21 protein-coding genes are annotated in these 22,042 nt (G+C 51.8%); 14 read left to right on the forward strand and 7 right to left on the reverse strand.

What is annotated here, in order from left to right:
• Positions 1 to 5: 5 nt before the first annotated feature.
• Positions 6 to 1,268, forward strand: a complete 1,263-nt coding sequence (locus tag ACT6RZ_RS09750) for a sigma-54-dependent transcriptional regulator (protein WP_444701923.1) — start codon at positions 6 to 8, stop codon at positions 1,266 to 1,268.
• 58 nt (positions 1,269 to 1,326) lie between these two features.
• Here the strand turns inward: ACT6RZ_RS09750 and ACT6RZ_RS09755 are convergent, their stop codons facing one another.
• Positions 1,327 to 1,707, reverse strand: a complete 381-nt coding sequence (locus tag ACT6RZ_RS09755; RefSeq protein ID WP_444701924.1) for a DoxX family protein — start codon at positions 1,705 to 1,707, stop codon at positions 1,327 to 1,329.
• A gap of 211 nt (positions 1,708 to 1,918) precedes the next feature.
• On the opposite strand from ACT6RZ_RS09755, the gene ACT6RZ_RS09760 reads away from it, so the two are divergent.
• The 5 genes from ACT6RZ_RS09760 to ACT6RZ_RS09780 are packed head-to-tail and all read left to right on the forward strand — an operon-like array spanning position 1,919 to position 4,666.
• Positions 1,919 to 2,524 (forward strand): hypothetical protein, encoded by a 606-nt coding sequence (locus ACT6RZ_RS09760; RefSeq protein WP_444701925.1) that lies wholly within the window; start codon positions 1,919 to 1,921, stop codon positions 2,522 to 2,524.
• A gap of 24 nt (positions 2,525 to 2,548) precedes the next feature.
• Positions 2,549 to 3,133: a hypothetical protein gene (locus ACT6RZ_RS09765; protein ID WP_444701926.1), complete on the forward strand. Its 585-nt coding sequence runs from the start codon at positions 2,549 to 2,551 to the stop codon at positions 3,131 to 3,133.
• A gap of 58 nt (positions 3,134 to 3,191) precedes the next feature.
• The gene (locus ACT6RZ_RS09770; protein ID WP_444701927.1) at positions 3,192 to 3,617 is read left to right on the forward strand and encodes a GNAT family N-acetyltransferase; all 426 of its coding nucleotides are present in this window, start codon (positions 3,192 to 3,194) and stop codon (positions 3,615 to 3,617) included.
• A 47-nt stretch (positions 3,618 to 3,664) separates the two neighbouring features.
• Positions 3,665 to 4,207, forward strand: a complete 543-nt coding sequence (fae, locus tag ACT6RZ_RS09775; protein ID WP_444701928.1) for a formaldehyde-activating enzyme — start codon at positions 3,665 to 3,667, stop codon at positions 4,205 to 4,207.
• Positions 4,208 to 4,267: 60 nt separating this feature from the next.
• Complete coding sequence (locus ACT6RZ_RS09780; protein WP_444701929.1) at positions 4,268 to 4,666, forward strand: RDD family protein; 399 nt, start codon at positions 4,268 to 4,270, stop codon at positions 4,664 to 4,666.
• A 12-nt stretch (positions 4,667 to 4,678) separates the two neighbouring features.
• Here ACT6RZ_RS09780 and lptG read toward each other — a convergent pair whose 3' ends face one another.
• Positions 4,679 to 5,773, reverse strand: a complete 1,095-nt coding sequence (lptG, locus tag ACT6RZ_RS09785; protein ID WP_444701930.1) for an LPS export ABC transporter permease LptG — start codon at positions 5,771 to 5,773, stop codon at positions 4,679 to 4,681.
• A 2-nt stretch (positions 5,774 to 5,775) separates the two neighbouring features.
• A complete protein-coding gene (gene lptF, locus ACT6RZ_RS09790) occupies positions 5,776 to 6,882 on the reverse strand; it encodes an LPS export ABC transporter permease LptF (RefSeq protein ID WP_444701931.1) in 1,107 nt (368 codons plus the stop codon).
• Positions 6,883 to 6,971: 89 nt separating this feature from the next.
• On the opposite strand from lptF, the gene ACT6RZ_RS09795 reads away from it, so the two are divergent.
• The 3 genes from ACT6RZ_RS09795 to ACT6RZ_RS09805 are packed head-to-tail and all read left to right on the forward strand — an operon-like array spanning position 6,972 to position 9,745.
• On the forward strand, positions 6,972 to 8,459 hold the full coding sequence (locus tag ACT6RZ_RS09795; protein ID WP_444701932.1) for a leucyl aminopeptidase: 1,488 nt from the start codon (positions 6,972 to 6,974) through the stop codon (positions 8,457 to 8,459).
• 20 nt (positions 8,460 to 8,479) lie between these two features.
• Positions 8,480 to 8,896: a DNA polymerase III subunit chi gene (locus tag ACT6RZ_RS09800; RefSeq protein WP_444701933.1), complete on the forward strand. Its 417-nt coding sequence runs from the start codon at positions 8,480 to 8,482 to the stop codon at positions 8,894 to 8,896.
• 21 nt (positions 8,897 to 8,917) lie between these two features.
• Positions 8,918 to 9,745: a hypothetical protein gene (locus tag ACT6RZ_RS09805; protein WP_444701934.1), complete on the forward strand. Its 828-nt coding sequence runs from the start codon at positions 8,918 to 8,920 to the stop codon at positions 9,743 to 9,745.
• A gap of 13 nt (positions 9,746 to 9,758) precedes the next feature.
• Here the strand turns inward: ACT6RZ_RS09805 and xth are convergent, their stop codons facing one another.
• Positions 9,759 to 10,529 carry an exodeoxyribonuclease III gene (xth, locus tag ACT6RZ_RS09810; RefSeq protein ID WP_444701935.1) on the reverse strand — a complete coding sequence of 257 codons (771 nt, stop codon included), beginning with the start codon at positions 10,527 to 10,529 and terminating at the stop codon, positions 9,759 to 9,761.
• Between the two features lie 222 nt (positions 10,530 to 10,751).
• Here xth and ACT6RZ_RS09815 point away from each other — a divergent pair, with 222 nt between their 5' ends.
• Positions 10,752 to 11,948: an MFS transporter gene (locus tag ACT6RZ_RS09815; protein WP_444701936.1), complete on the forward strand. Its 1,197-nt coding sequence runs from the start codon at positions 10,752 to 10,754 to the stop codon at positions 11,946 to 11,948.
• 207 nt (positions 11,949 to 12,155) lie between these two features.
• Positions 12,156 to 15,875, forward strand: a complete 3,720-nt coding sequence (locus ACT6RZ_RS09820) for an EAL domain-containing protein (RefSeq protein ID WP_444701937.1) — start codon at positions 12,156 to 12,158, stop codon at positions 15,873 to 15,875.
• A 405-nt stretch (positions 15,876 to 16,280) separates the two neighbouring features.
• Here ACT6RZ_RS09820 and ACT6RZ_RS09825 read toward each other — a convergent pair whose 3' ends face one another.
• On the reverse strand, positions 16,281 to 17,120 hold the full coding sequence (locus tag ACT6RZ_RS09825; protein ID WP_444701938.1) for an oxidoreductase: 840 nt from the start codon (positions 17,118 to 17,120) through the stop codon (positions 16,281 to 16,283).
• A gap of 118 nt (positions 17,121 to 17,238) precedes the next feature.
• Between ACT6RZ_RS09825 and ACT6RZ_RS09830 the strand changes: the two genes are divergently transcribed.
• Positions 17,239 to 18,129 carry a LysR family transcriptional regulator gene (locus ACT6RZ_RS09830; RefSeq protein ID WP_444701939.1) on the forward strand — a complete coding sequence of 297 codons (891 nt, stop codon included), beginning with the start codon at positions 17,239 to 17,241 and terminating at the stop codon, positions 18,127 to 18,129.
• 291 nt (positions 18,130 to 18,420) lie between these two features.
• Here the strand turns inward: ACT6RZ_RS09830 and ACT6RZ_RS09835 are convergent, their stop codons facing one another.
• Both ACT6RZ_RS09835 and ACT6RZ_RS09840 read right to left on the reverse strand, forming a co-directional pair.
• Positions 18,421 to 18,594 (reverse strand): hypothetical protein, encoded by a 174-nt coding sequence (locus tag ACT6RZ_RS09835; protein WP_444701940.1) that lies wholly within the window; start codon positions 18,592 to 18,594, stop codon positions 18,421 to 18,423.
• A 15-nt stretch (positions 18,595 to 18,609) separates the two neighbouring features.
• Entirely contained in the window at positions 18,610 to 19,500 is an 891-nt protein-coding gene (locus ACT6RZ_RS09840; protein WP_444701941.1) for an FRG domain-containing protein, read from the reverse strand.
• Between the two features lie 951 nt (positions 19,501 to 20,451).
• Between ACT6RZ_RS09840 and crcB the strand changes: the two genes are divergently transcribed.
• Positions 20,452 to 20,841, forward strand: coding sequence for a fluoride efflux transporter CrcB (gene crcB / locus ACT6RZ_RS09845; protein WP_444701942.1), 390 nt, complete (start codon positions 20,452 to 20,454; stop codon positions 20,839 to 20,841).
• A 60-nt stretch (positions 20,842 to 20,901) separates the two neighbouring features.
• Complete coding sequence (gene rodA / locus ACT6RZ_RS09850) at positions 20,902 to 21,996, forward strand: rod shape-determining protein RodA (protein WP_444701943.1); 1,095 nt, start codon at positions 20,902 to 20,904, stop codon at positions 21,994 to 21,996.
• The last annotated feature ends 46 nt before the right edge of the window (positions 21,997 to 22,042 follow it).

Here is a 22,042-nt window from a genome sequence, read left to right on the forward strand (position 1 = left end):
GGTACATGGCATCACGTAATATACTGGTGGTTGATGACGAAGTCGGCATACGCGAGTTGTTGAGCGACATCTTGCGCGATGAAGGGCATCAGGTACGCCTGGCAGAAAACGCCCAGCTGGCGCGTGAAGAAAGGCTCAAGCAGCGCCCGGACCTGGTGCTGCTCGATATCTGGATGCCGGATTGTGACGGCATCAGCCTGCTCAAGGAGTGGGCGAATGCCGGTTTGCTGACCATGCCTGTGATCATGATGTCCGGCCATGGCACGATAGATACCGCCATAGAAGCGACCCGCCTGGGTGCCTTCGATTTCCTCGAAAAACCCATCGCACTGCAAAAACTGCTGAAAACAGTGGCCGCCGCCATCAAGCATACCGAACACCTTTCCCACACCGAGATCAACCTTTCCAGTTTTGGTAAAAGTGCCGTCATCCAGGAGCTCAAGCAACGCCTGGAGCAACTTGCCCGCCACAAGAACACTTTGTTCCTGATCGGCAAAAAGGGTGGCAGTGTTGCCCTGTGTGCCAAGTTCCTGCGGCCACCAAATACCCCATGGGTATCGCTCACCGAATATGACAAGCTGGTCTCGGCACCGATGGAGATCCTGGAGCAGGCACGCGAAGGTGTAGTGTTTGTCGACGAAGTCACCCGCCTGGGCAAAACCGAGCAAAAAGGCCTGGGTCTGCTGATCGCCAAATCAGAAAAATACGGTGTGCGTGTCATCTGTGGCAGCGAGTTCGGCTTGCCGCACCTGATTGAAAAAGCCATGCTGGAGCAATCCCTGTTACAGACGCTGGCGGGGGCTGCAGTAAAAGTGCCTTGCCTGGATGAGCACAAGGAAGATATCCCTGACCTGGCCACTGCCATGGCCACCCTGATGGTGGAAGCCAGCAAGATAGATTACAAAGCGTTTGATGTGGCGGCGCTGAATGCATTGCGCAACGCCGATTGGCCCGGTGACCTCGATGAGCTGGAATCAGTAGTGCAGAACCTGCTCATGACCAGCCTGGGTGGCAGTATCACGCAAGAAGACGTACAACGCGTACTCAAGGACTTTCAGGGGCAGGTGGCAGAATCAGCCGAGCAGCATATGCCACTCAACCTCGATCAGCCCTTGCGTGAAGCCAGGGACGAGTTTGAGCGTTTTTACTTTCAGTACCATATGCGGCTGGTCAAAAACAATATGAGCCGCCTGTCTGATATCTCAGGCCTGGAACGTACCCATCTATACCGTAAACTCAAACAACTGGGTATACGCATCAAGGGTTGAGTCTTTACAGCCAATAAAAAAAGCCGGGGTTCAGCCCGGCTTTTTTATTACACAGACATCACTTGTTACGGTTATCCAGGCTGTAACCCGTCTGCGGGTAGAGGCTGAGCAACCACATGCCACCGGCGATGCCCATATAGGCAAAAAACGCATCCAGCGAAGCCTGGCTCAACACGATCGCCATAAAGGCCGCCAGCACAGCCAGCACGCGCGCACTGATCCTGGTTTTAAAACCAAGCAGCAAAGCCGAACCAAACACCAGTTGCACCAGAATCAGCAGCGGCGCGAACACGGCAGGCAGGCCTAACTGGCCGAGCATGGATTGATATTGCAGATAGCCCTCAGGCACAGAGGTAATGGCGATCAACTTCAAGATCACAATGCCAAAGAATACCAGCGCCAGAAGCACCCTGGCTGCAGCAGTTTGTAAAGGACACATCACTTTTCCTCAAATCCTGTTTTTATAAAGCGACTATCATGCCTGCCCGAGGCGGCAATTGCAATATAACTGCTGCGATCCATGTCCGGGGTGCAGTCAATAAAGGGAAATTTTCCTGATCTGGGGCATTAGACGCCGCGAAATTATCTTGATAATATTGGTAAAAAAGCTGTTCTCTATAAACCTCATCGTAAAAAGAAAAATAAACAAAATGATCATTCAATCTGTCCGTCTGCTTAAATTATCCTTTATCGCTTTTGCTGCCATGATGCTGGTGGGTTGTGCCTCCATCTATGTAGACAACGCTACCAAAGAGATCAGTTCCGCTCAATTCAAACTGCCTGAACCCAAGCACCCTGTCATGCTGGTGTTCGAATTCCAGACCAAAGGCGTCGCCAATGCCAAAGCGACTGATTACCTGAAAACGCGGGTGCTGGATCAGGTGAAAGGCAGTGGCATTTTTAGCGAAGTCTCGTTAACGCCTGTGCCTGAAAACCGGGTGCTGAGTATCACCCTCAATAATGTGCCCTTGACCGATGACGCTTTCGCTAAGGGCTTTGTCACCGGCCTGACCTTCGGCCTGGCGGGTTCGACTGCTTCTGACGGCTATATATGTACCGCGCGCTATCTGGGTGGCAATACCCAAGCGGCGATCGAGAAACAGGCGCGACATGCGATCCATGTCACCATGGGGGCCAAAGGCGCACCGGCAAATGCTACAAAAGCTGCGAATGGCGATGAAGCGGTCACCTCAATGACGCGCCAGATAATCAGCAACGTATTGAATGATCTGTCCCACGATGCCAGTTTTCAATAAACCATAACAAGCACGGGGATAAATATGAAACTGTTAAAAACATGCGGCTGGCTATTGCTGGCCTTCACTCTGCAGAGCCTGACTGGCTGTGTGTCAGTCAAAATGTCAGAACCCACACCCAGTATGGCTAACCTGGAAAAACTGCGCGCGGCGAACCTGGCCCCGGTGAAAGCAGGCAGCTTTATATTGGCACCAGGCAAGAATGCCGCCCTGGATCGTGGCGTCAGCGGTTTGCGAGGCTCTTCTGTCACCCCAGCGAATGGCAGCTTTGCACAACAGTTGCGCAGTGAATTGGTGACCGAATTAAAAGCGGCAGGTTTATACGACGAGGCGGCCGATGTAGTCATCAAAGGCGAGCTCACCAACAGCCAGGTAGATGCAGCCATAGGCACAGGCACGGCAAAACTCTCTGCCCGTTTTATTATTCAACGCGCAGAAAAAACAGTGTATGACAAAGAACTCAGCGTCAACTCCAGCTGGGAATCCTCTTTTGTCGGCGCTATCGCTATCCCTGAAGCCATCAATCAATACACCGCGCTGTACAAGCAACTCATAGGCAAACTGTTCGATGACCGTGAGTTCAAGTCTGCGTTAGCCAGGCAGAAATAGCCGGTGGCAAAGCTGGCATGCAGCCTGGTGCTGCATGCCGACATGAAACCTTAAGCATATGGACCTGCGTATACAACAGTTGACTCACCTGCACGCTGCATACGCCGAATGCCGCATGATACGGCAACGCGTGTTTATCGATGAGCAGCAGGTGCCGGTCGAGCTGGAGTGGGATGAAGCGGATAAGACTGCCATCCATCTGTTGGCCAGCGTGGATGGCCAGCCAGCGGCCTGTGCCCGTGTATTAACTGATGGCCATATCGGGCGCATGGCGGTGCTGGCGCAATGGCGGGGTAAAGGGGTTGGCGAAGCATTGCTGCAGCAGGCGGTGCAGATCTGCCGCCAGCTGAAAGTCAGCCATGCGCGCTTGTCGGCGCAAACCCATGCCATCGCTTTTTATGCGCGGGCCGGCTTTGTAGTGTGCAGTGCGCCTTATCTGGATGCGAATATCATGCATGTCGATATGCAGCTTGAACTGGTATAATTGCGGTTTAAGTTTTTCTCTCACTTCCAGACATAAAAGGAATTCTCATGTCAAAGATCGTATTAAAAGCCGGTGAAGCCACCGTATTTTCCGAAGGTAAAGATGTGACCGCGGCAATGCCGGAAATCATCATCGGCGCAGTGGATGGCCCGGTCGGTACTGCATTTGCCAACATGATGGCGCAAACCAAAGGCCATACTGCCATGTTTGCTGTGCGTGACATCAACCAGATGGTGCGCCCTGCGACTATGATGGTGCCTAAAGTCACTTTGAAAGATTCATTGAACATTGAATTGTTCGGTGGTGTGGTACAAGCGGGTGTGGCTGATGGCATCACCGATGCGGTGATCGAAGGCATCATCCCTAAAGAGCTGGTGAATGATCTGTGCATCGTGGCATTGCTGTGGATAGACCCGGGCTGTGCCAAAGAAGCCAACCTGGACAAGGCTGACTTGTACAAGAACAACTACGAAGCGATCAAGCTGGCATTGAAGCGCGCTTTGAATGACGAACCTAGCATAGACGAAATCATTGCCAACCGTCACAAGATCAAACACTGCATGTGGGAAGACAGCTGGGACCAGAAGTAATCCAGCTTTATCCTGTAAAACCCCGCAGTCGCGGGGTTTTTGTTATCCGGAGGGGGAAGTATGAAGTACCTGCTGAAACGCTACCTGGCGGTGGTTTACGAATCACTGTTGATGCTGGCGCTGGCACTGACAGTGACGGCGGTGTATTACCTGCTGCTTGGCGATGCCAGCCATGGCTGGAAAAGATTGGGATTGCAACTGCTGGTCTGGGGCAGCATGGGGGCCTATTTTGTGCGCTGCTGGACCGCCAGCGGGCAGACCCTGGCGAGCCAGACCTGGAAACTGAAAGTGGTGGATCAGCAAGGGCAGTTGCTGGGATGGCAGCAGGCTGCGCTGCGTTATGTGGTGGCCGGCGTGTTACTGTTGCCTGCCGGGCTGACCTTGTGGTGGGCTATGCTGGACCGCGAGCAGCAGTTCTTGCATGACCGCCTGCTAGGTTCGCGTATCGTGCGCGTCTAGTAGCGTCAGCCGCTAACGCCGCTCAACGTAATGCAGCATGCCCAGGCCGGCAAACAAGAACAGCACCGTAGGGCCTATGGCACTGAATAACGGTGACCAGTCGTTCAATACCCCGAGGTGAACGAACACGCGGTTCATGATCTGGTAGACCACGCCTAGCAGGATGCCGGCAAAGATCTTGGCACTGATGCCGCCAGCACGCTGCTGCAAAAAGCCGAACGGCATGGCCAGTACCACCATGACCAGGCAGGCCAGCGGGTAGATCAGCTTGGACCATAAAGCCACCTGGTAGCGGGTGCTTTTCTGGCCGTTTCTATGCAAATGCTGGATAAAGCTGTACAGGTTCCAGGCCGACATTTTTTCTGGTAGCACCAGTAATACATTGAGCAACTCTGGCCTGATCAGTGATTCCCACTGCGCCTGTTTCACAAACTTTGAAGTCACCGAGCTGTTTTGCACCGCACGCTCGTTATTGAACGAGGTTTGCGTGACGTTGAGCAGTTTCCAGTGGTCATCGGCAAAATGGCCTTTTTCGGCGTGGCTGATGCTGCGCAGGCGGAATTGCGGGTCAAAGTCGTAGATATCGATATTCACCAGGCTGCTGTCCGGCAGTACGGTGTTCACATTGACAAAGCTGCTGCCATCCTTGATCCACAAGCCGGACTTGAAGTCTTGTGCCACCACAGAGTCAGTCGCCTGTATGCGTATGCGTTGCGCCATTTTTTCGCTGAGCGGGGCGATGATCTCCCCTATCATAAAGGTGACGACGGCGAACACCAGGCCTATGCTCAGCAATATTTTGGCGATGATTTTCAGTGAGATGCCGCTGGTGCGCATGACGATGAGTTCAGAATTGCCCGCCATCGCACCCAGGGTGTAGACAATGCCCAGCAGCACTGCCACTGGTGCTACTTCATAGATGTGGCCGGGGATGCTCAGTGCGACAAAGGTCAGCATGCTGTTTACGCCGTAGTGCCCGCGCCCCAGGCTATCCAGCTCTTGCAGCAGGTCAAAGAATGAAAACATGGCGAGCAGGCCAAACAGCACCAGCATGATATTAAAGCTGATCTCGCGCCAGAAATAACGGTTGAGTATGGAGAGCTTCATCTTTATGCCGCGGCCTTGGGTCTGCGCTTGAACAGGTCCGGGATCAACGGTTTCAGATGTTTGCGTCTATGGTAGAGATACCAGCCCAGCAGCATAAAGCACAGATGCACAGGCCATAAGCCCACCCATGACGAAATCTTGCCCTGGGTGATCCAGGCCTGGAAGATACTCAGGATATTGTTATAGACGATAAAGATCAGAATGGCGAACATGATATTCAGTGAGCGACCGGCCCTGGGGTCTACAAAGCTGAGCGGGATCGCCAGCAGCACCATGACGATGGTTGAGATGGGGATGGCGAACCGCCAATGCAGTTCTGCCTGGTCAGACAGCGAGGCATCTTTCATCAGGCCCAACGTGGTCTTGCCTTGCGCGGTGCCGGCTTCGGGCGCGCTTTCCTTGGTCTCGATACGGATATCGTAGCGTTCAAACTCGGTGGTGGAAACATCCAGTGTATTCGGGATCACCTCATAGCGCCGCCCATTATGCAGCACCAGGAAATTGTCACCATTGTCGGCCTTGTAACGGCTGCCGCGATTGGCGGTGATGATGCCGGTTTTGCCATGCTGGCGCGATTGCACGAAGATATTCTTGACTTCATAGCCCAGCTTGTCAAAGCTCTCGATAAAGTAAATGCGCTCGCCGCTGCTTGATTCCTTGAACGCGCCGGGGCTGATAGACGAAAGTTCGTCGCGCTTTTTCAACTGCTCGCGGTAACCTTCTGCTTTTTCTGTCGCCCACGGCATGACAAACAGACTCAGCAGGCTGATGATGAGCACGATGGGGAAGATAAAACGCAGGATAGGCACCACCCATTGGCGCAGGCTCAAGCCGGCGTTCATCCAGATCACCATTTCCGAATCGCGGTGCCAGCGTGTCAGCGTGAGCAATACTGCCAGAAAGATCGCCAGTGACAGCATCATGGGCATCAGCTTGACCAGACTGAATGTGAGTATGGTGCCTATGGCGTCATTAGGCAGGATACCCTTGGAAACCTGGCGCACGATGTTGCCGGCGCGCTGTGCGACCACGATACCCAGAATAATCAGGAAAATGGCAGAAGATGAGGACATCAACTCTGCGGACAATGCACGTTTGAATATTTTCAATTTATATGCACCGCTTTGAAATCAGCATAAAACACTAGATAATACAATCATCGCTCAAGAAACTGGCACGAGAACACCAAAGGACAAAGATGGAATTTAGCATAAAAAGCACTGCCCCGGAAAAATTGCGTAGCGATTGTTTGCTGGTAGGCGTTTATGAAGGCCGCAAGCTGACCGATCTGGCCAAATCTGTGGATGAGATCAGTGACAAGGCGATCACGCTGGCACTTAAATCCGGTGATATGGAAGGCAAGTCAGGCAGTACTTTGCTGTTGCGCCAGTTATCCGGCATTGCTGCGAGCAGGGTGCTGCTGGTCGGCCTGGGCAAGTCTGAAGACAGTAGCCTGCGGACTTTGCGCAATGCTTTTCGTGCTGCGCTGAGAGCCTTGCCGCCAGGCGTGGGCTCACTGGCCACGGATTTTGCCAGCCTGCCGGTCAAAAAGACTGACAGTCACGCAAAAGCGGCCGCCCTGGCTGAAGTCGCGCTGGATGCAGGCTACCAGGTCAATGCTGTCAAGGAAAAGAAGGCAGAGCCCAAACCACTGCAACAGATCACCTTGCTGGTGAATAAAGACGCTGCCGATGCGGTGAATGCCGGTTTGCTGCAAGGCCAGAGCGTGGGCAATGGCGTCACGCTGGCCAAAGACCTGGGCAACCTGCCGCCGAATATCTGCACACCCAGCTACCTGGGTAAACAGGCTGAAAAACTGGCGAAAGAACATGGTTTTAAAGTAGAAGTGCTGGAAGAAGCCGAGATTGAAAAGCTGAAAATGGGCTCTTTCCTCGGTGTGACACGCGGCAGCGATGAGCCACCGCGTTTTATCGTATTGCAGCACCTCAAGGGCAAAAAATCACAAAAGCCGGTAGTGCTGGTCGGCAAAGGCATCACCTTTGATACCGGCGGCATCTCGCTGAAGCCAGGTGCCGATATGGATGAGATGAAATATGACATGTGCGGTGCCGCCAGCGTACTGGGCGTGTTTAAAGCCATAGGCGAACTGGATCTGCCACTCAATGTGATCGGCTTGATCCCCACTTGCGAGAACATGCCTAGTGGCCGTGCCACCAAGCCAGGTGATGTGCTGACCAGTATGGCCGGTCTGACCATAGAGGTGTTGAATACCGATGCCGAGGGGCGCCTGATCCTGTGTGATGCGCTGACCTATGCCGAGCGTTTTGAGCCATCTGCCGTGATCGATATTGCCACCCTGACCGGCGCTTGTGTGATCGCACTGGGCCATCACCCTAGCGGCCTGTTCGCCAATAACGATAGCCTGGCCAGAAAACTGCTGGAAGCCGGTGAAAAAGCCAGCGACAGAGCCTGGCAGATGCCGTTATGGGATGAATACCAGGGCCAGCTGGATAGCAATTTTGCCGATATGGGCAATATCGGTGGCCGTGCCGGCGGTAGCATCACCGCGGCTTGTTTCCTGTCGCGCTTTGCCAAGAAATATGACTGGGCGCACCTGGATATCGCAGGCACCGCCTGGAAATCCGGCAAGGAAAAAGGCGCCACTGGCCGCCCGGTGCCCTTGCTGGTGACCTACCTGGTGCAGCAGGCGCAGGAAAAAGCCTGATAGGCTGTCGCTAAAACGCCATGACGCGGGTGCGCTTTTATACCGATATCCCTGACCGAGCCGGCTTGATTCTGCATCTGGTGGAGCAGGCCGTCACCCGACAACGGCAGGTGACCATTTACCTGGCTTCTGCCGAGGCAGCAGAAGAACTGAGCCAGCGTTTGTGGCAGCAGGCTGCATTTATCCCCAATGTACTGGCAGATGCACCGCAGGCCGACTTGACGCCGGTGCTGCTGGCCTGGCTGCCCGAGCATATCAGGCAGGATGATATGCTGTTCAACTGCCAGGCCGAGCTGCCCAAGTTTTTCAGTCGATTCCGCCATCTGTTTGAGTTGATAGGTGCTGCCGAAGACGAGAAAACAGCGGGTCGCCAGCGCTACGCGTTTTACCGCGACCGTGGCTATGAAATTCAGCATATGAAGATGCAGACGCAATAAGCGCCTGTTTAGGGAGGTGGTATGGATATCTCAGAAATTCCGGTATTAACCAAAGTCGTGCAAAAAACCAACCCGGCCAGCGTGGACGTGGATGAGGTGATCGCCCAGGTCAAGCAGGCACTGCTGCCGGAGATCGCCGAGATCGTCGCCAGCCAGTTAGGGCAACGCGCTTTTGAACGCTCTGTGGTCGAGCAACAGGCTTTGTCCGAATATGCAGAATCTATACAGCAGGATTTATCCCGCCATGCGCAGACCCAGGTCGGCGAGAGCCTGCAATCGATAGAACAGGCGTTTCGCGAAGCCATGGGCAACGTCGGCAAGCAGCAACTGCAAACCGTGGAAGAAGATGTGGCCAGGTTGACAGCCACGCAACAGCAACTGCTGGCGACCACTGAGCAAACCATCAGGGAAGTGGCAGAAAACACTGGCAGGCAAAAACTGGAAGAAAAGCTGGCGCAACTGATAGACGACCAGCAGGCGCAGATCGCCGGCAAGGTGCAGGAGATGCAGGCGCAGCTGGAAAAGACCATGGCCGATCACATGCACCAGCTGCAGGAGAGCAGCAAGGAGACGCTGACCAGCGGTCAGGAGGCGATGGAAGCCAGGCTGGTGGAAGAATACAAGCTGACCCTGCAAACCGCTTTTGCCGAATTCACCGAGCAGCAGACAGTAGAGTTCAAACAGAAATTCAATACCGAACTGGCCTCGGTAGAAACCGAGCTGCAGACCAAAGTGCAGGGCATGGTCACCGCGCAGATGCAGGTGATAGAAGGTGAGCTCAACAAACGCCTGAAATCCAGCATTCTGGAAGTTTTGCAGGGCATCAAGTTTGTGATGCCCAGTCTCTAGCGGCTAATCCTCTTCAATTATCAGCCAGCGTCAGCACTACTGGCGTGTGATCGCTGGGGCGTTCCAGTTTGCGTGGCAGTTTGTCTATCTGGCAGCTCAGGCACAACGGTTTCAGCGCGTCACTGACCAGGATATGGTCTATGCGCATCCCCATATTGCGGCGAAAAGCCGCCATGCGGTAATCCCACCAGCTGTAATGCCCGGCTTCATCACTGAATAAACGGAAACTATCTGATAAGCCCAGCGCCAGCAACTTCTGAAAAGCCTCGCGCTCTTGCGGGCTGACCAGTACCTGGCCTTCCCAGGCCACAGGGTCATGGCAGTCGCGGTCATCAGGCGCAATGTTGTAATCCCCCAGCAGTGCCAGCTTCTCGTGCTGCTTTAACTCATCCACCACCCAGTGATGCAGCGCGTTAAACCAGTTGAGCTTGTACTGGAACTTGTCCGAATCCAGCGCCTGGCCGTTCACCACATAAGCACAGATCACCCTGACACCCTGTATGGTCGCCGCAATGATGCGCTTCTGTTCGTCCGCAAAATTGGGCAGGTCCAGCTGCACATCGTTGATCGCATGCGGGGTGATGATAGCCACGCCGTTGTAGGTTCTCTGCCCATTGTGAATAGCGTTAAAGCCGGCTTCTTTTAGCGCGGCATAAGGGAACTTGCTGTCTTCCTGCTTGGTTTCCTGCAGGCACAAGGCGTCGGGCTGGTTGGCGACCAGCCAGTCCAGTACATGCGGCAGGCGTACCGTCAGCGAGTTAACATTCCAGGTGGCCAGTTTCAACAGTGTTCTCCAGTCAGGGGTGGGGTGATGGCAAGCAAAGCTCACCATTGCACCCGCGCATTTTACACCACTCTTTTGTCATTTCCCGCCTCTGTCGCTAGTGCGGCGCATGCGTATCCGACTGGCGTTGTCTGGTTTGCATATCAGACAAATGGCGTATTTTTTAATCAGCCGCCAGCCGCTACAGTTGCTACTGGCTGATTGATCGTTCAGGAGAGCAGGATGAAGCGTGACCTTAACCGCGCAACGGGCAAACGCGCAACGTTTACTAAAGGTGAATGGGGGCTGGTGCTGGCGATCGTACTGGTAGCGATGGCGCTAAGGCCGGGCATAGTCTCCATGGGGCCGGCCTTGCCCGCCATGATAGAGGCATTCCAGCTGAGCCATGCCATGGCCTCGCTGATGACAGCGATCCCCGATCTGCTCATGGGCGCGCTGGCCTTGCCTACGCCATGGCTGGTGCGCAGGTTCGGTGTCAATAAAGTGTTGATGCTGGCACTGGGCTTGCTGAGTCTTTCTCTAGGCATGCGTGCTTATGCTGACAGCCATGTGTCGTTGATCAGCGCTACGCTGGGCGTAGGGGCCGGCATTGCCGTCGCCGGTGCCATGTTTGCCGGCATAGTCAAAGCCAGCTTTGCAGATCGCGCTGCCTTGATGATAGGCATTTATGCGACTGCCTTGTCCCTGGGTAGCACGCTCTCTGCCGGGCTCACCGGCTGGATATTGCAATCTGCCGGCTGGCGGCTGGCCATCGGTATCTGGGCAGTATCAGGCGTGATCGCCCTGTTTGCCTGGTGGCGGGTGATGCCGGCGCCTGTGACCACACGGACTGTGCCGGACACAGCGGCTATGCCAGCAGCCCGTTTGCCACTGCGTACACCAGTGGCGTGGCTGATCGCGCTGTTTTTTGCCTGTGTCAACTTTCTGTTTTACTCCATACTCACCTGGACGGCAGCCATGTACCAGGAGCAGGGCATGCCGACCGCCGAAACGGGTGCCGTGCTCGCCAGTTTCACCTTTTGTTTCATGCTGGCCAACCCGGTAGTGGGCATGCTGAGCAAACGCCTGGACAGGCGTGGCTGGTTGGCTGGCTGTAGCATAGTGTCGACCATAGGCCTGGCCGGCATGGCGACTGCAGGCGCGTGGCCATGGTTGTGGGTGCCGCTGACCGCATTTGGCCTGGGCGGCGCATTCACGCTGGCCATGACCTTGCCGCTAGACCATACCCATACGCCGGATGCAGCGAATCGCTGGAATGCCTTTGTGTTGACCATAGGTTATCTGATCGCCGCCACCGGGCCGTTTATCATGGGCCTGATGCATGACCACAGCGGGCATTTTGCCGGTGGTTTCCAGCTGCTGGTGGGTGTTTCAGCACTGATGCTGTTGTTAGCCACCATGCTCAAACCACCCGCTTAAGCCAGCCACTTCACTCTGGGTCACTGCAGCCAGCTGTGCTGCAGTGACTGTCTCTGCTCAGCGACCATCAATCGCAGCGATACCCGCACAAATCCCCGTCTATTTGGCAAATGTGATAGCCATCACTTGCGGTATAAATCAGGCTGGACTAAATTAACGGCAAGAAACGCCCAACCTGATCGCAGTGATACCCTTGTTCTAATCACCATGAAGCGCAATTCAACCCTCTCTTTATTCAGATGGCTGCTGGCTATTGTCACGCTCGCCACTGCTGCGTCTGCGCTGGCGACAGAAGAGATCACATTGCAGCTGAAATGGCGGCACCAGTTTCAGTTTGCCGGCTATTACGCTGCCCAGCAGCAAGGCTATTACAAGGAAGAAGGCTTAAACGTACATATTATTGAAGGCAGCACAGACCGCTCGCCTTTACAGCAGGTATTATCCGGCCAGGCCGATTACAGCATAGGCGATGCCGAGATCCTGGTATCACGTATCTCCGGCAAGCCAGTAGTGGCACTGGCCGCCATTATGCAACACTCTCCCGGTATTCTGCTCAGCCTGCAGGAGAGCAATATCCGCGAACCGCAAGACCTGATCGGTAAACGCATCATGATGTCGGCTGACGGCCAGGGCGTATTCCAGTTCAAGGCCATGTTGCTCAAGCATCATCTGGATATCAGGCAGATGACCATAGTCCCGCATACCTGGCGTCTGCAGGACCTGATAGAGGGGAAAGTCGATGTGATCTCGGCTTATGCCATGGATGAACCAGGGCAGTTACAGCAAATGGGCTATACGCCTTCCATCATCAGTAACCAGAATTTTGGCGTCGACTTTTATGGCGACGTGCTGTTTACCAGTGAGCGTGAACTGGCCACTCACCCTGAACGGGTAGAGGCGTTCTTGCGTGCGACCAAAAAAGGCTGGTTATATGCATTCAACCATCCCGAAGAGATGGCCGCCAGCATCGCTGGCATGCCTGGCGTCACCAGGCGCGGTATCACCACGGAAACCCTGTTGCGCGAAGCCAGGCTGATGGAACCCTATGTGCTGACCGGGCTGGTACCCTGGGGCCACATGAATGAGGAGCGCTGGCAGAACATCGCGCAAACACTGGCCGACCTAGGCCTGGTGCGCCCGGATTTTAATCTGCAAGGTTTTCTGCGCCAGGACGATATGCGTATCAAACGGCCATACATGGTATGGCTGTCGCGAGGTGTCGCCATTCTGTTAATGATACTGGGCGTCACCTTTCTGTGGAACTTGCAGATCAGGCGCCAGGTGGTGCACCGCACGCAGGCATTGCAAAGCGAGATCGACCGCCGCACCCAGGCTGAATACCTGCTGAAAGTCGCCGGCAGCGTCGCCAGGATAGGTGGCTGGATGATAGATGTAAAAACCGACACCCTGCAATGGTCGGATGAAGTCGCGGCGCTGCATGATATGCCTCCCGGCTATACCCCCACGGTGGAAGAAGGCGTGCGTATGTTTGTGCCTGAGTACCAGGCGCTGATGCAGAATGCGCTTAAAAAATGCATAGAAGAAGGTATCCCCTATGACCTGGAACTGGAAAAGATAACCGCCACTGGCCGTCGCTTCTGGGTGCGGGCCATGGGTCAGCCGGTGCGTGATGCGCAAGGCAATATTTTCAAGCTGCAGGGTTCATTGCAGGATATCACCGTGCAAAAACAGCTGGAAGCCATACGCCAGGGGCAGGCCAGGATACAGGCCATGATGCTGGCAGATGTGTCGCTGCACGAGATCCTCAATACCGTGGCGCAGCTGATAGAGCTGCAATTGCCTGGCGCCAGTTGCGCCATTTTGCTGCTGGACCAGGAAGGCTCGCATTTGCGCCATGCCGCGGTGTCCAGCCTGCCTCAGCCGTATATACAAGCCATGAATGGCATCGCATTGCAGGCCAGCCAGATCGCAGTGCTGACCCAGGGGCGTCAGATCGCCGAAGAGATAGTCAGCTACCCGTTTGGTGGTGAGCACCATACGCTGGCTACCACTTACGGCCTGCAAGCCTGCTGGAGTGCACCCATCCTGTCGCGCAGCTGGCGTGCACTGGGCGTGCTGTTGCTCTATAGAACACACAGGCACACCCCGGCAGAGGCCGAGATCGATTTTGTCGACAGTTATGCGCAGATCCTGGGGCTGGCCATCGAACGCGAACAGTCAGACGAACAGCTCAACCTGTTACGCAGCGGCATCTCACGGCTCAACGATATCGTCATGATCACCGAGGCACCACTGCAGGCGCCCATGCAGCAAAAAATCGTGTTCCTCAATGAGGCTTTCACCAAGATCACCGGCTTCTCGCTGGAACATTTAAGCGGCAGTTCGCCGTTTGATATCTTTAATGTGGCGACGCCAGGGCGTGAGCTTGAACGTATCAAGCATGCTTTTCAGCACATGTTGCCCATCACGGCCGAAGTGATCGCTGTCAACCGCGAGGGTGCAGGCGTCTCACTGGAGATGGATGCTTTACCGCTGCACGACAGAGGCGGGCGCTATACACACTGGGTGCTGGTGTTGCGGGATATCACCGAGCGCAAGCAGGCCGATGCCCAGATCCGCCAACTGGCCTATTACGACACCATGACCGGCTTGCCTAACCGCTTGCTGCTGCAAGAAAAACTGGCCGCACATCTGCGCAAAGCGGTACGCAAGAAAACCAGTGGCGCGCTGCTGTTCATTGATATCGATAACTTTAAAACACTCAATGATACGCATGGGCACGATATAGGCGATGCGCTGCTGGTCGAGGTGGCAAAACGCATCAAACAATCCGTACGCCGCCTGGATACGGTCAGCCGCCTGGGTGGTGATGAGTTCGTGGTCGTGCTTGATGGCCTCAACCGCGATCAGGTGCAAGCCGAAAAACAGGCGCGTCTGGTGTGTGAAAAAATCGTCGCCGCCTTTGAAAACCCGTTCAACCTGAATCATTACCAGCACTACACCTCGCCCAGCATAGGCGTCGCCCTGTTTGATTATGACGCCCCCAGCCTGGCCGAAGAGCTGTTACGGCGCGCCGATATGGCGATGTACAAAGCCAAAGAAGCCGGCAGGAACGGCTACCAGTTCTTTGATACGCTGATGGAAACCGAATTGTTGCAGCGCGTGGCACTGGAGGCGGATTTGCATATCGCGATCGAAGCGCAGCAGTTCCAGCTGCATTTTCAGCCGCAATATAACCAGCAACATGAGATCGTCGGCGCCGAGGCCTTGATACGCTGGCAGCACCCCGAGCGCGGCCTGATCATGCCTAGCCAGTTCATCACCATGGCCGAGAGCTCGGGCCAGATCGTGCAGATCGGCCACTGGGTATTGCAGAAAGCCTGCCAGGTATTGCTGCAGTGGTCTGCCCGGCCGCAACTGCGCTCGCTGGTGCTGTCGGTGAACGTCAGCCCCAAACAGTATCTGCAACCCGATTTCGTGCAGGAAGTGAAGCGCATGGTGACAGAGACCGGCATACACCCGGGCAGGCTCAAACTGGAACTGACCGAAAGTATGCTGGTGGACAATGTTGAAGACATCATCGCCAAAATGACCGCCCTGCGCGAAGTCGGCGTGTGTTTCTCACTCGATGATTTCGGCACCGGCTATTCTTCCCTGTCTTACCTGAAACGCTTGCCGTTCGATCAGCTGAAGATAGACCAGTCCTTTGTGCGCGACATGCTCAATGGCCATGACCACCAAAGCATAGTCAATGCCATCATCTCGCTGGGGCAAAGCCTGCAACTGGAAGTATTGGCGGAAGGGGTGGAAACCGATGCGCAATTACGCTTGCTCACCGAGCTCGGTTGCCAGGCTTTTCAGGGCTATTATTTCACCAGGCCGCTGGCGATAGAACTGTTCGAACAATGGGTGGAGCACAATACGGGCAAAGCGGCAAAAGCCAGAGCGCTGGAACAGATGCTGTAAGTGTTCGGCGCCTGCAGCAAGCAAATCATTTTTTGGAAAAAGCTGATTTTTTCCAGGTATATGTCCCGCAAGTGATCAAATACAGAATGGCAGAAAAGATGTTGAGTACTGGCACCATGCTCCTGAAAGCAAGAAAGAATGCTTTGCCGAGTGCGTGCTTTAAAGTATCAAATTCACAGTTGCGGAATTCGATCAGTGAGCCTATGGCCGAGATAAACAGCGGCACTAAATAAAAAGCAGAAAATATATGAAAGTCCATAAGCAGTTATCCATGCGGGCCGAGTCAGCTTGAATCGCGGTTTCAGGTAACTGTTATTTTAAAGACCATTCAGGTTTTTGTCTCATGTTTGCTTGGCAGACCCCAACATCTGCATGATGTTGGGGCACGATGTTGGAACATGAGCTTCAAGCGAAATCGGTTGAAACCGCCAGCTGACGCCAGTCATCCAGCTCTTTTTCGACAAAGCGATTCTTCTCTATGAGTTTATCCACGGTGTCAGAGCCTAGGGGCAAACGCAACGGCGGGTTTTCACTATCCACCAGCTTGAGGATAGCCTGCGATAACTTTGCCGGGTCACCCGGTTGTGCATGGTTTGCCGAAGCTGCAAAATCACGCATGGCACCGACAGTGTCTGCGTATTCAGGCAGGCTCAGCCTGGTAGACGCCAGCGATGTGCTATCCAGGAAATCAGTCCTGAAGAAACCGGGTTCTACGGTAGTCGCCCTGACGCCCAGCGGTTTCAGCTCGTAGGCGAGTGATTCGGTCAAGGCTTCTACAGCAAACTTGGTGGCGCAATATACCCCCCAGCCAGGGTAGGAGGCGTAGCCGCCTATCGAAGATATATTGATGATGTGGCCGCTGCGTTGCTGGCGCATATAAGGCACCACAGCGCGTATCACATTCAGCAGGCCGAACACATTGGTATTGAACAGGTCTTTGACTTCCTGGTCGCCGGATTCTTCCACTGCGCCCAGCAAACCATAGCCGGCGTTATTGACCAGAATATCTACGCGCGCAAATCGTGCAATCGACTGCCTGGCTGCTTCAAGCGCCGCCTGTTCATTGGTGACATCCAGCGGCAGTGCCAGCAGGTTGGGGTGGTCACCCAAAGCAGCGATCACCGTCTGCGGGTTGCGGGCGGTGGCAACCACCCTGTCACCGCGTGCCAATGCGTCTTTGGCGATCAATGCCCCAAACCCACGTGATGCGCCAGTAATAAACCATACTTTTGATTGTGTACTCATGCTGATCTCCACTCTGTCATGTGCTGCGAAGTGCAGTACGTGCAGGCATCATAGTGAATCTGGATTATTTAAAAAATAAACAATATAATTGTTTTATTATCAACTAAAAGTTGTTTATATGCAGATGATCAGATCATTGACCATGTTTGTTGCGGTAGCGAATGCGATGAGCTTTAGAAAGGCAGCCATCGATCAGGGCGTGTCTCCCCAAGCTGTCAGCAAGGCGGTCAGGCAACTTGAAACGCATCTGGGCCTGAAGTTGTTACATCGGTCTACCCGGCATTTGAGCCTGACAGAAGAGGGCGAGCATCTTTTTCAACATGCCAACCTGGGCATGCAGATGCTGAATGAGGCACTGCTGGGGCTGGAACAAAGCAGGCAGGGCATGGATGGCAAGATCAGGCTGGCGGCGCCACTGGCTTTTGGTAACCGGGTGCTGGTACCGCTGATAGCGCAGTTTCAGGCGCTACACCCGGACATTCATTTTGACCTGCTACTCAGCGATGAATTTGTCGATATTGTCAGCCTGAGGATAGATATCGGTTTCAGGACCGGCCTCTCCCCCGAGCGCAATGTCATCTCGCGCAAGCTGGGGGAGATTGTTTCTGTAGTGTGTGCGGCACCCGCCTATATAGAAAAGTTCGGCATGCCCAGCGATATCTATGATCTGCAAACGCATAGGTGTACCGCCTTTCTGCATCCGCAAACCGGTAAGGAATTGCCGTGGGAGATCCAGGTGAACGACGCGATCGATTATATCCATGTGCCCTCGGTGGCCAGGTTCAATAATATAGAAGCAGAGATAGAAGCGGTCAAACGCGGGCTGGGTATAGGCCAGCTCAGTGAATTCCTAATCGCACAGGAGCTGGCAAGCGGGGCGCTGGTGCCTATGCTGCCTGAAGGCAGGGTGCCCAGGCTGGGGATCTATATGTATTACGCCGAGCGTATGAAGATACCTTTGCGAGTCAGGCGATTTATTGACTTTTGCATGGATAAACAGTTGGCGTAGCTGAGGGTGGCGCACGGCCATGAAGGCCAAAAAAAAGCCTCTGAAACTTGATTCAGGGGCTTTTTTGCTGGGCGTATTTGCTTTTAAAAAATACGTAATCCTTGACGCTGATTACATTGGGTTTATAGAGAGGGATGGTAAATTCATCTGTTGAAAATACGTAATCCTTTGCAGTTTTCAGGTCCATATTACAAAAAGTTGGTTAAAAAATACGTAATCCAAACACTACAGTCAGAACAAGTGTGCTCATTGATTTCCATTCACGAGCGATTGAAATTGAATGTTGGATTACTACAAATTTTCTCCGTGTTGTTGTTTTTGAATATCATCAAATAAGCTTGATACAGTTATAAGCTCTATATCTTGCGGGACTATCCTAGCGATTGCAGCAAGTTGCTCAGAAGTAGGTAATCCATCATCAGGAGGGTATGCAAATCTACAGTCCAAATTATCAGTATTTTTCATTTATCGGATTCCGTATCACATTCTTCCAGAGAATTTGTTAGCCAATCTAAAATCCAAAACTGCTTTAGCTACACCATCTAATCCCCCGAAAAGTTTGCTGGCGTGAATATCAAACGCATTGCATCTGAATAACAATTCGCCCGCTAACCTGGCCGGTAATGTCATTTTGAAAAGTGTCGCACGCTTATTATCTTGGAAAGCCTTATCGATTAATCCCTCGAGATCATCAGCATTGAACTTGAAGTCTCTTGTATAGTGGGTATGCCCTCTATTCAAAACGAAAACACCCTTTTGGGCAGCCATGTTGAGACTATAATTTCCTGGTAACTTTACAACCTCAATATGGTCGTCTAAACAGTTCAATGCTTCCTCATCAAAAATCCAAACAGCTAGCTTACCTTTCTCTTTAAACTCTTCTGCATTCGGCATGTTAATTACTTGATTCGCTGCAAAATAGGCTGCTATAAACGAAGAGCGAGTCCAATCAAGTAGTCTTGTGGGTATTCCATGATGTTGTGCCAAGGCAAGTAATGGAATGAATTCTTGCGTCGGCCAGTCATTTGCAGAGATACCAAACCTATCAGTAAAGGCATCGAAATTCATTGCATTTCTAAAGGTAACCGATTCCGAAGGTACAGGATATCCGACTTCATCAATAAAATGAAGAAAGTCACTGAGTAGGAAATACTCAAATAATACAACCATATCTATCTGGTTGGAGTAATGAGAATTGCCTCGATATTTAGCCACGGTCGAAGCTCGTTGAGAATTGGGTGTGAGTCGCCAATTAGCGTCTCCTTGACCGCGAAGAATTGGCCTCTTAATCGACTTAAGAAAAACCCCAATCGGGTTTAAATATTCCCAGAATTCATCAAGCGTATAGGTATCAATGACTTCTAATGCCATTATTGTCTTTTCATGAGTGCAAAGTTAACTAAGCCATTTTATTATAGTGCGATAAAGTGATGCATAAGATAATTCTTCATTCTTGAGTTTCGGTTAATAAATTTAAATACCCTCAGTTCGATGATGCATCAATTCTTAAGGAAATGCGGATGCAATTGCTTTCATGGTCACAAAATGAGTGTAATGACATGGGTTAATTATGCTGAACTTTGCTATTTCCTTGAGTATCGTCGGTACTTTTTTGTAATAGGATCATCCATGTTTAGCCTATAAAATTCATCAAGCGAGAAATAAGAATTTAAACCGGGATTGCATTAAGTAATACCTCATCACGGAAACCACTGGGAAAGGTATATAGACTTTCCTTGGTAAGGATAAGCATTTTGCAAGAAATTAAATAGCCTAAATCATAGTAAAATGTAGTCGTGCGAAAACTCTTTCTTTTCTTTATCGTATGGATTCTTCCATTGCATCCATTATTTGCAGCTGATGCAGACTTTGCACATCTTATAAAAAAAAGAAGTGCTGAAGAAAGAGTCTTGGCACATTTTATTGAACACATTAATCATGTGGCATTAAACGAATGTGATCATGAGCACTCGCACAAAAATGATTCTTTAAACCCAATACTGCATCTGGTAGATTTCGATCATGGATTGAATTTTTCCATGATACCTCCCTCCGAGTCGAACAATTTGAAGAGCAAATTTGCCGATCAACTACCTGTCTTCATACCACCTGGCTATACCAGCCTTCTATCTTCACCTCCGATAAAACCGCCTTACTTGAGCCTGACTGCTGAGGATTAGTCCGTCTGGACAATCTACATTTATGTTCTAGTAAGTACAGCAACGCTTTCAGATTTGATTAACTTCGTTATCCTAATCCGTGATAATTCACACGTGTATCCCATAGCCTTGTTGTACTGAAATTATTTCAAGGAGATTTGTTTTGAAAGAAATTTTGCTATTAGCTTTTGGTGGAGCGTTGGGTACAGTAAGTCGTTACAAGTTATCAAGCATTGCATCCTCATCTTTTCCAACTTGGAAATTCCCAATTGGTACGTTCATAGTTAATTTGACTGGCTGCTTAATCCTAGGCTTGCTCTTAGGGTATGTCGAGCGTACCAATCATCTATTGACAGTTGATCAACGTTTATTTTTCATCACTGGCATCATTGGTGGATTTACAACTTTCTCAGCATTTGGCCTTGAAACAGCGACGCTCCTCCGCCGTAGTGAATATTTGCTGGCATCTACATATGTTTGCTCAAGCCTAATCATAGGTTTTGGCTTACTCTGGGTCGGCTATACCTGCCTGGCCACAGGTAAAACCCTATAACACTCCTCGAATTCACCACCACCGATGATTATCGGTGCAGGCAACCTATTGGGTTTTCATATGTATATTCAAACTATTATTCGATTTACTAGACACATTGATTCATTTTTATTGGCTTGTATTCTTTTCACACTTTTTTTTAGCCTAGCAGTGTTGTACAGCGCTTCTGGGCACAGTATCGGCAGAGTATATAGTCAGCTTATCAACATAACGATTGCGTTAACCGCTATGTTTGTCATAGCAAATATCTCTCCTAATCGATTAGAGACCATCTCGTTCCCGTTGTACTTGGGTGGAGTAGTTTTGTTACTAGGAGTGTTTCTTTTTGGGGATATCAGTCATGGTGCAAGAAGGTGGCTAAACATTGGGATCATGAAAATTCAGCCGTCTGAAATTATGAAATTGGGTGTGCCAATGGCATTAGCCTGGTTTTTCTCTCGGCAACAAAATACCCTGAACAATTGGGATTTTTTTAGAGGCTCTTTACTGTTAGCTGTTCCAGTCTGTTTGATATTAAAACAACCCGACTTGGGCACTTCTCTACTAATTGTTGCGTCAGGATTTTATGTGATCTTTTTAGCAGGTTTAAGCTGGAAAATTATTGCCGGCGGAGCGGCATTAGCCGGTGCCTCATTACCAGTCATATGGTCAATGATGCATGACTACCAAAGAAGAAGAGTGGAAATTCTTTTAGATCCTTTCCAAGATCCACTGGGCGATGGATATCATGCGATACAAGCATCAATTGCACTGGGATCAGGAGGCATGAATGGTAAAGGTTGGCTGAATGGCACACAAACACAACTAGAGTATTTGCCTGAGCGAACTACCGACTTCATATTTGCGGTGATTGGAGAAGAGTTTGGTTTTGTGGGCTGCTTGGTACTTTTATTTATATTTAGCTTAATCATCGGAAGAGGCCTATACATATCTTACCGTGCCTCAAATACATATTCACGGTTGCTGGCTGGTAGTATTACTCTAACATTCTTCACTTATGCATTTGTTAATGTCGGTATGGTTAGTGGAATACTGCCGATTGTTGGGGTTCCGTTACCTTTAATCAGTTATGGTGGGACATCGTTGGTAACGCTCCTAGTAGGTTTTGGCATTTTAATGAGCATACACTCAAACAAGATGCTTGTTTCCACATAATTCACTTTGCTCATTGACCGCTAACTACAACATTATTCCTGTTTTC

The organism is Methylophilus sp., assembly GCF_052437885.1.
Classification (GTDB): Bacteria; Pseudomonadota; Gammaproteobacteria; order Burkholderiales; family Methylophilaceae; genus Methylophilus.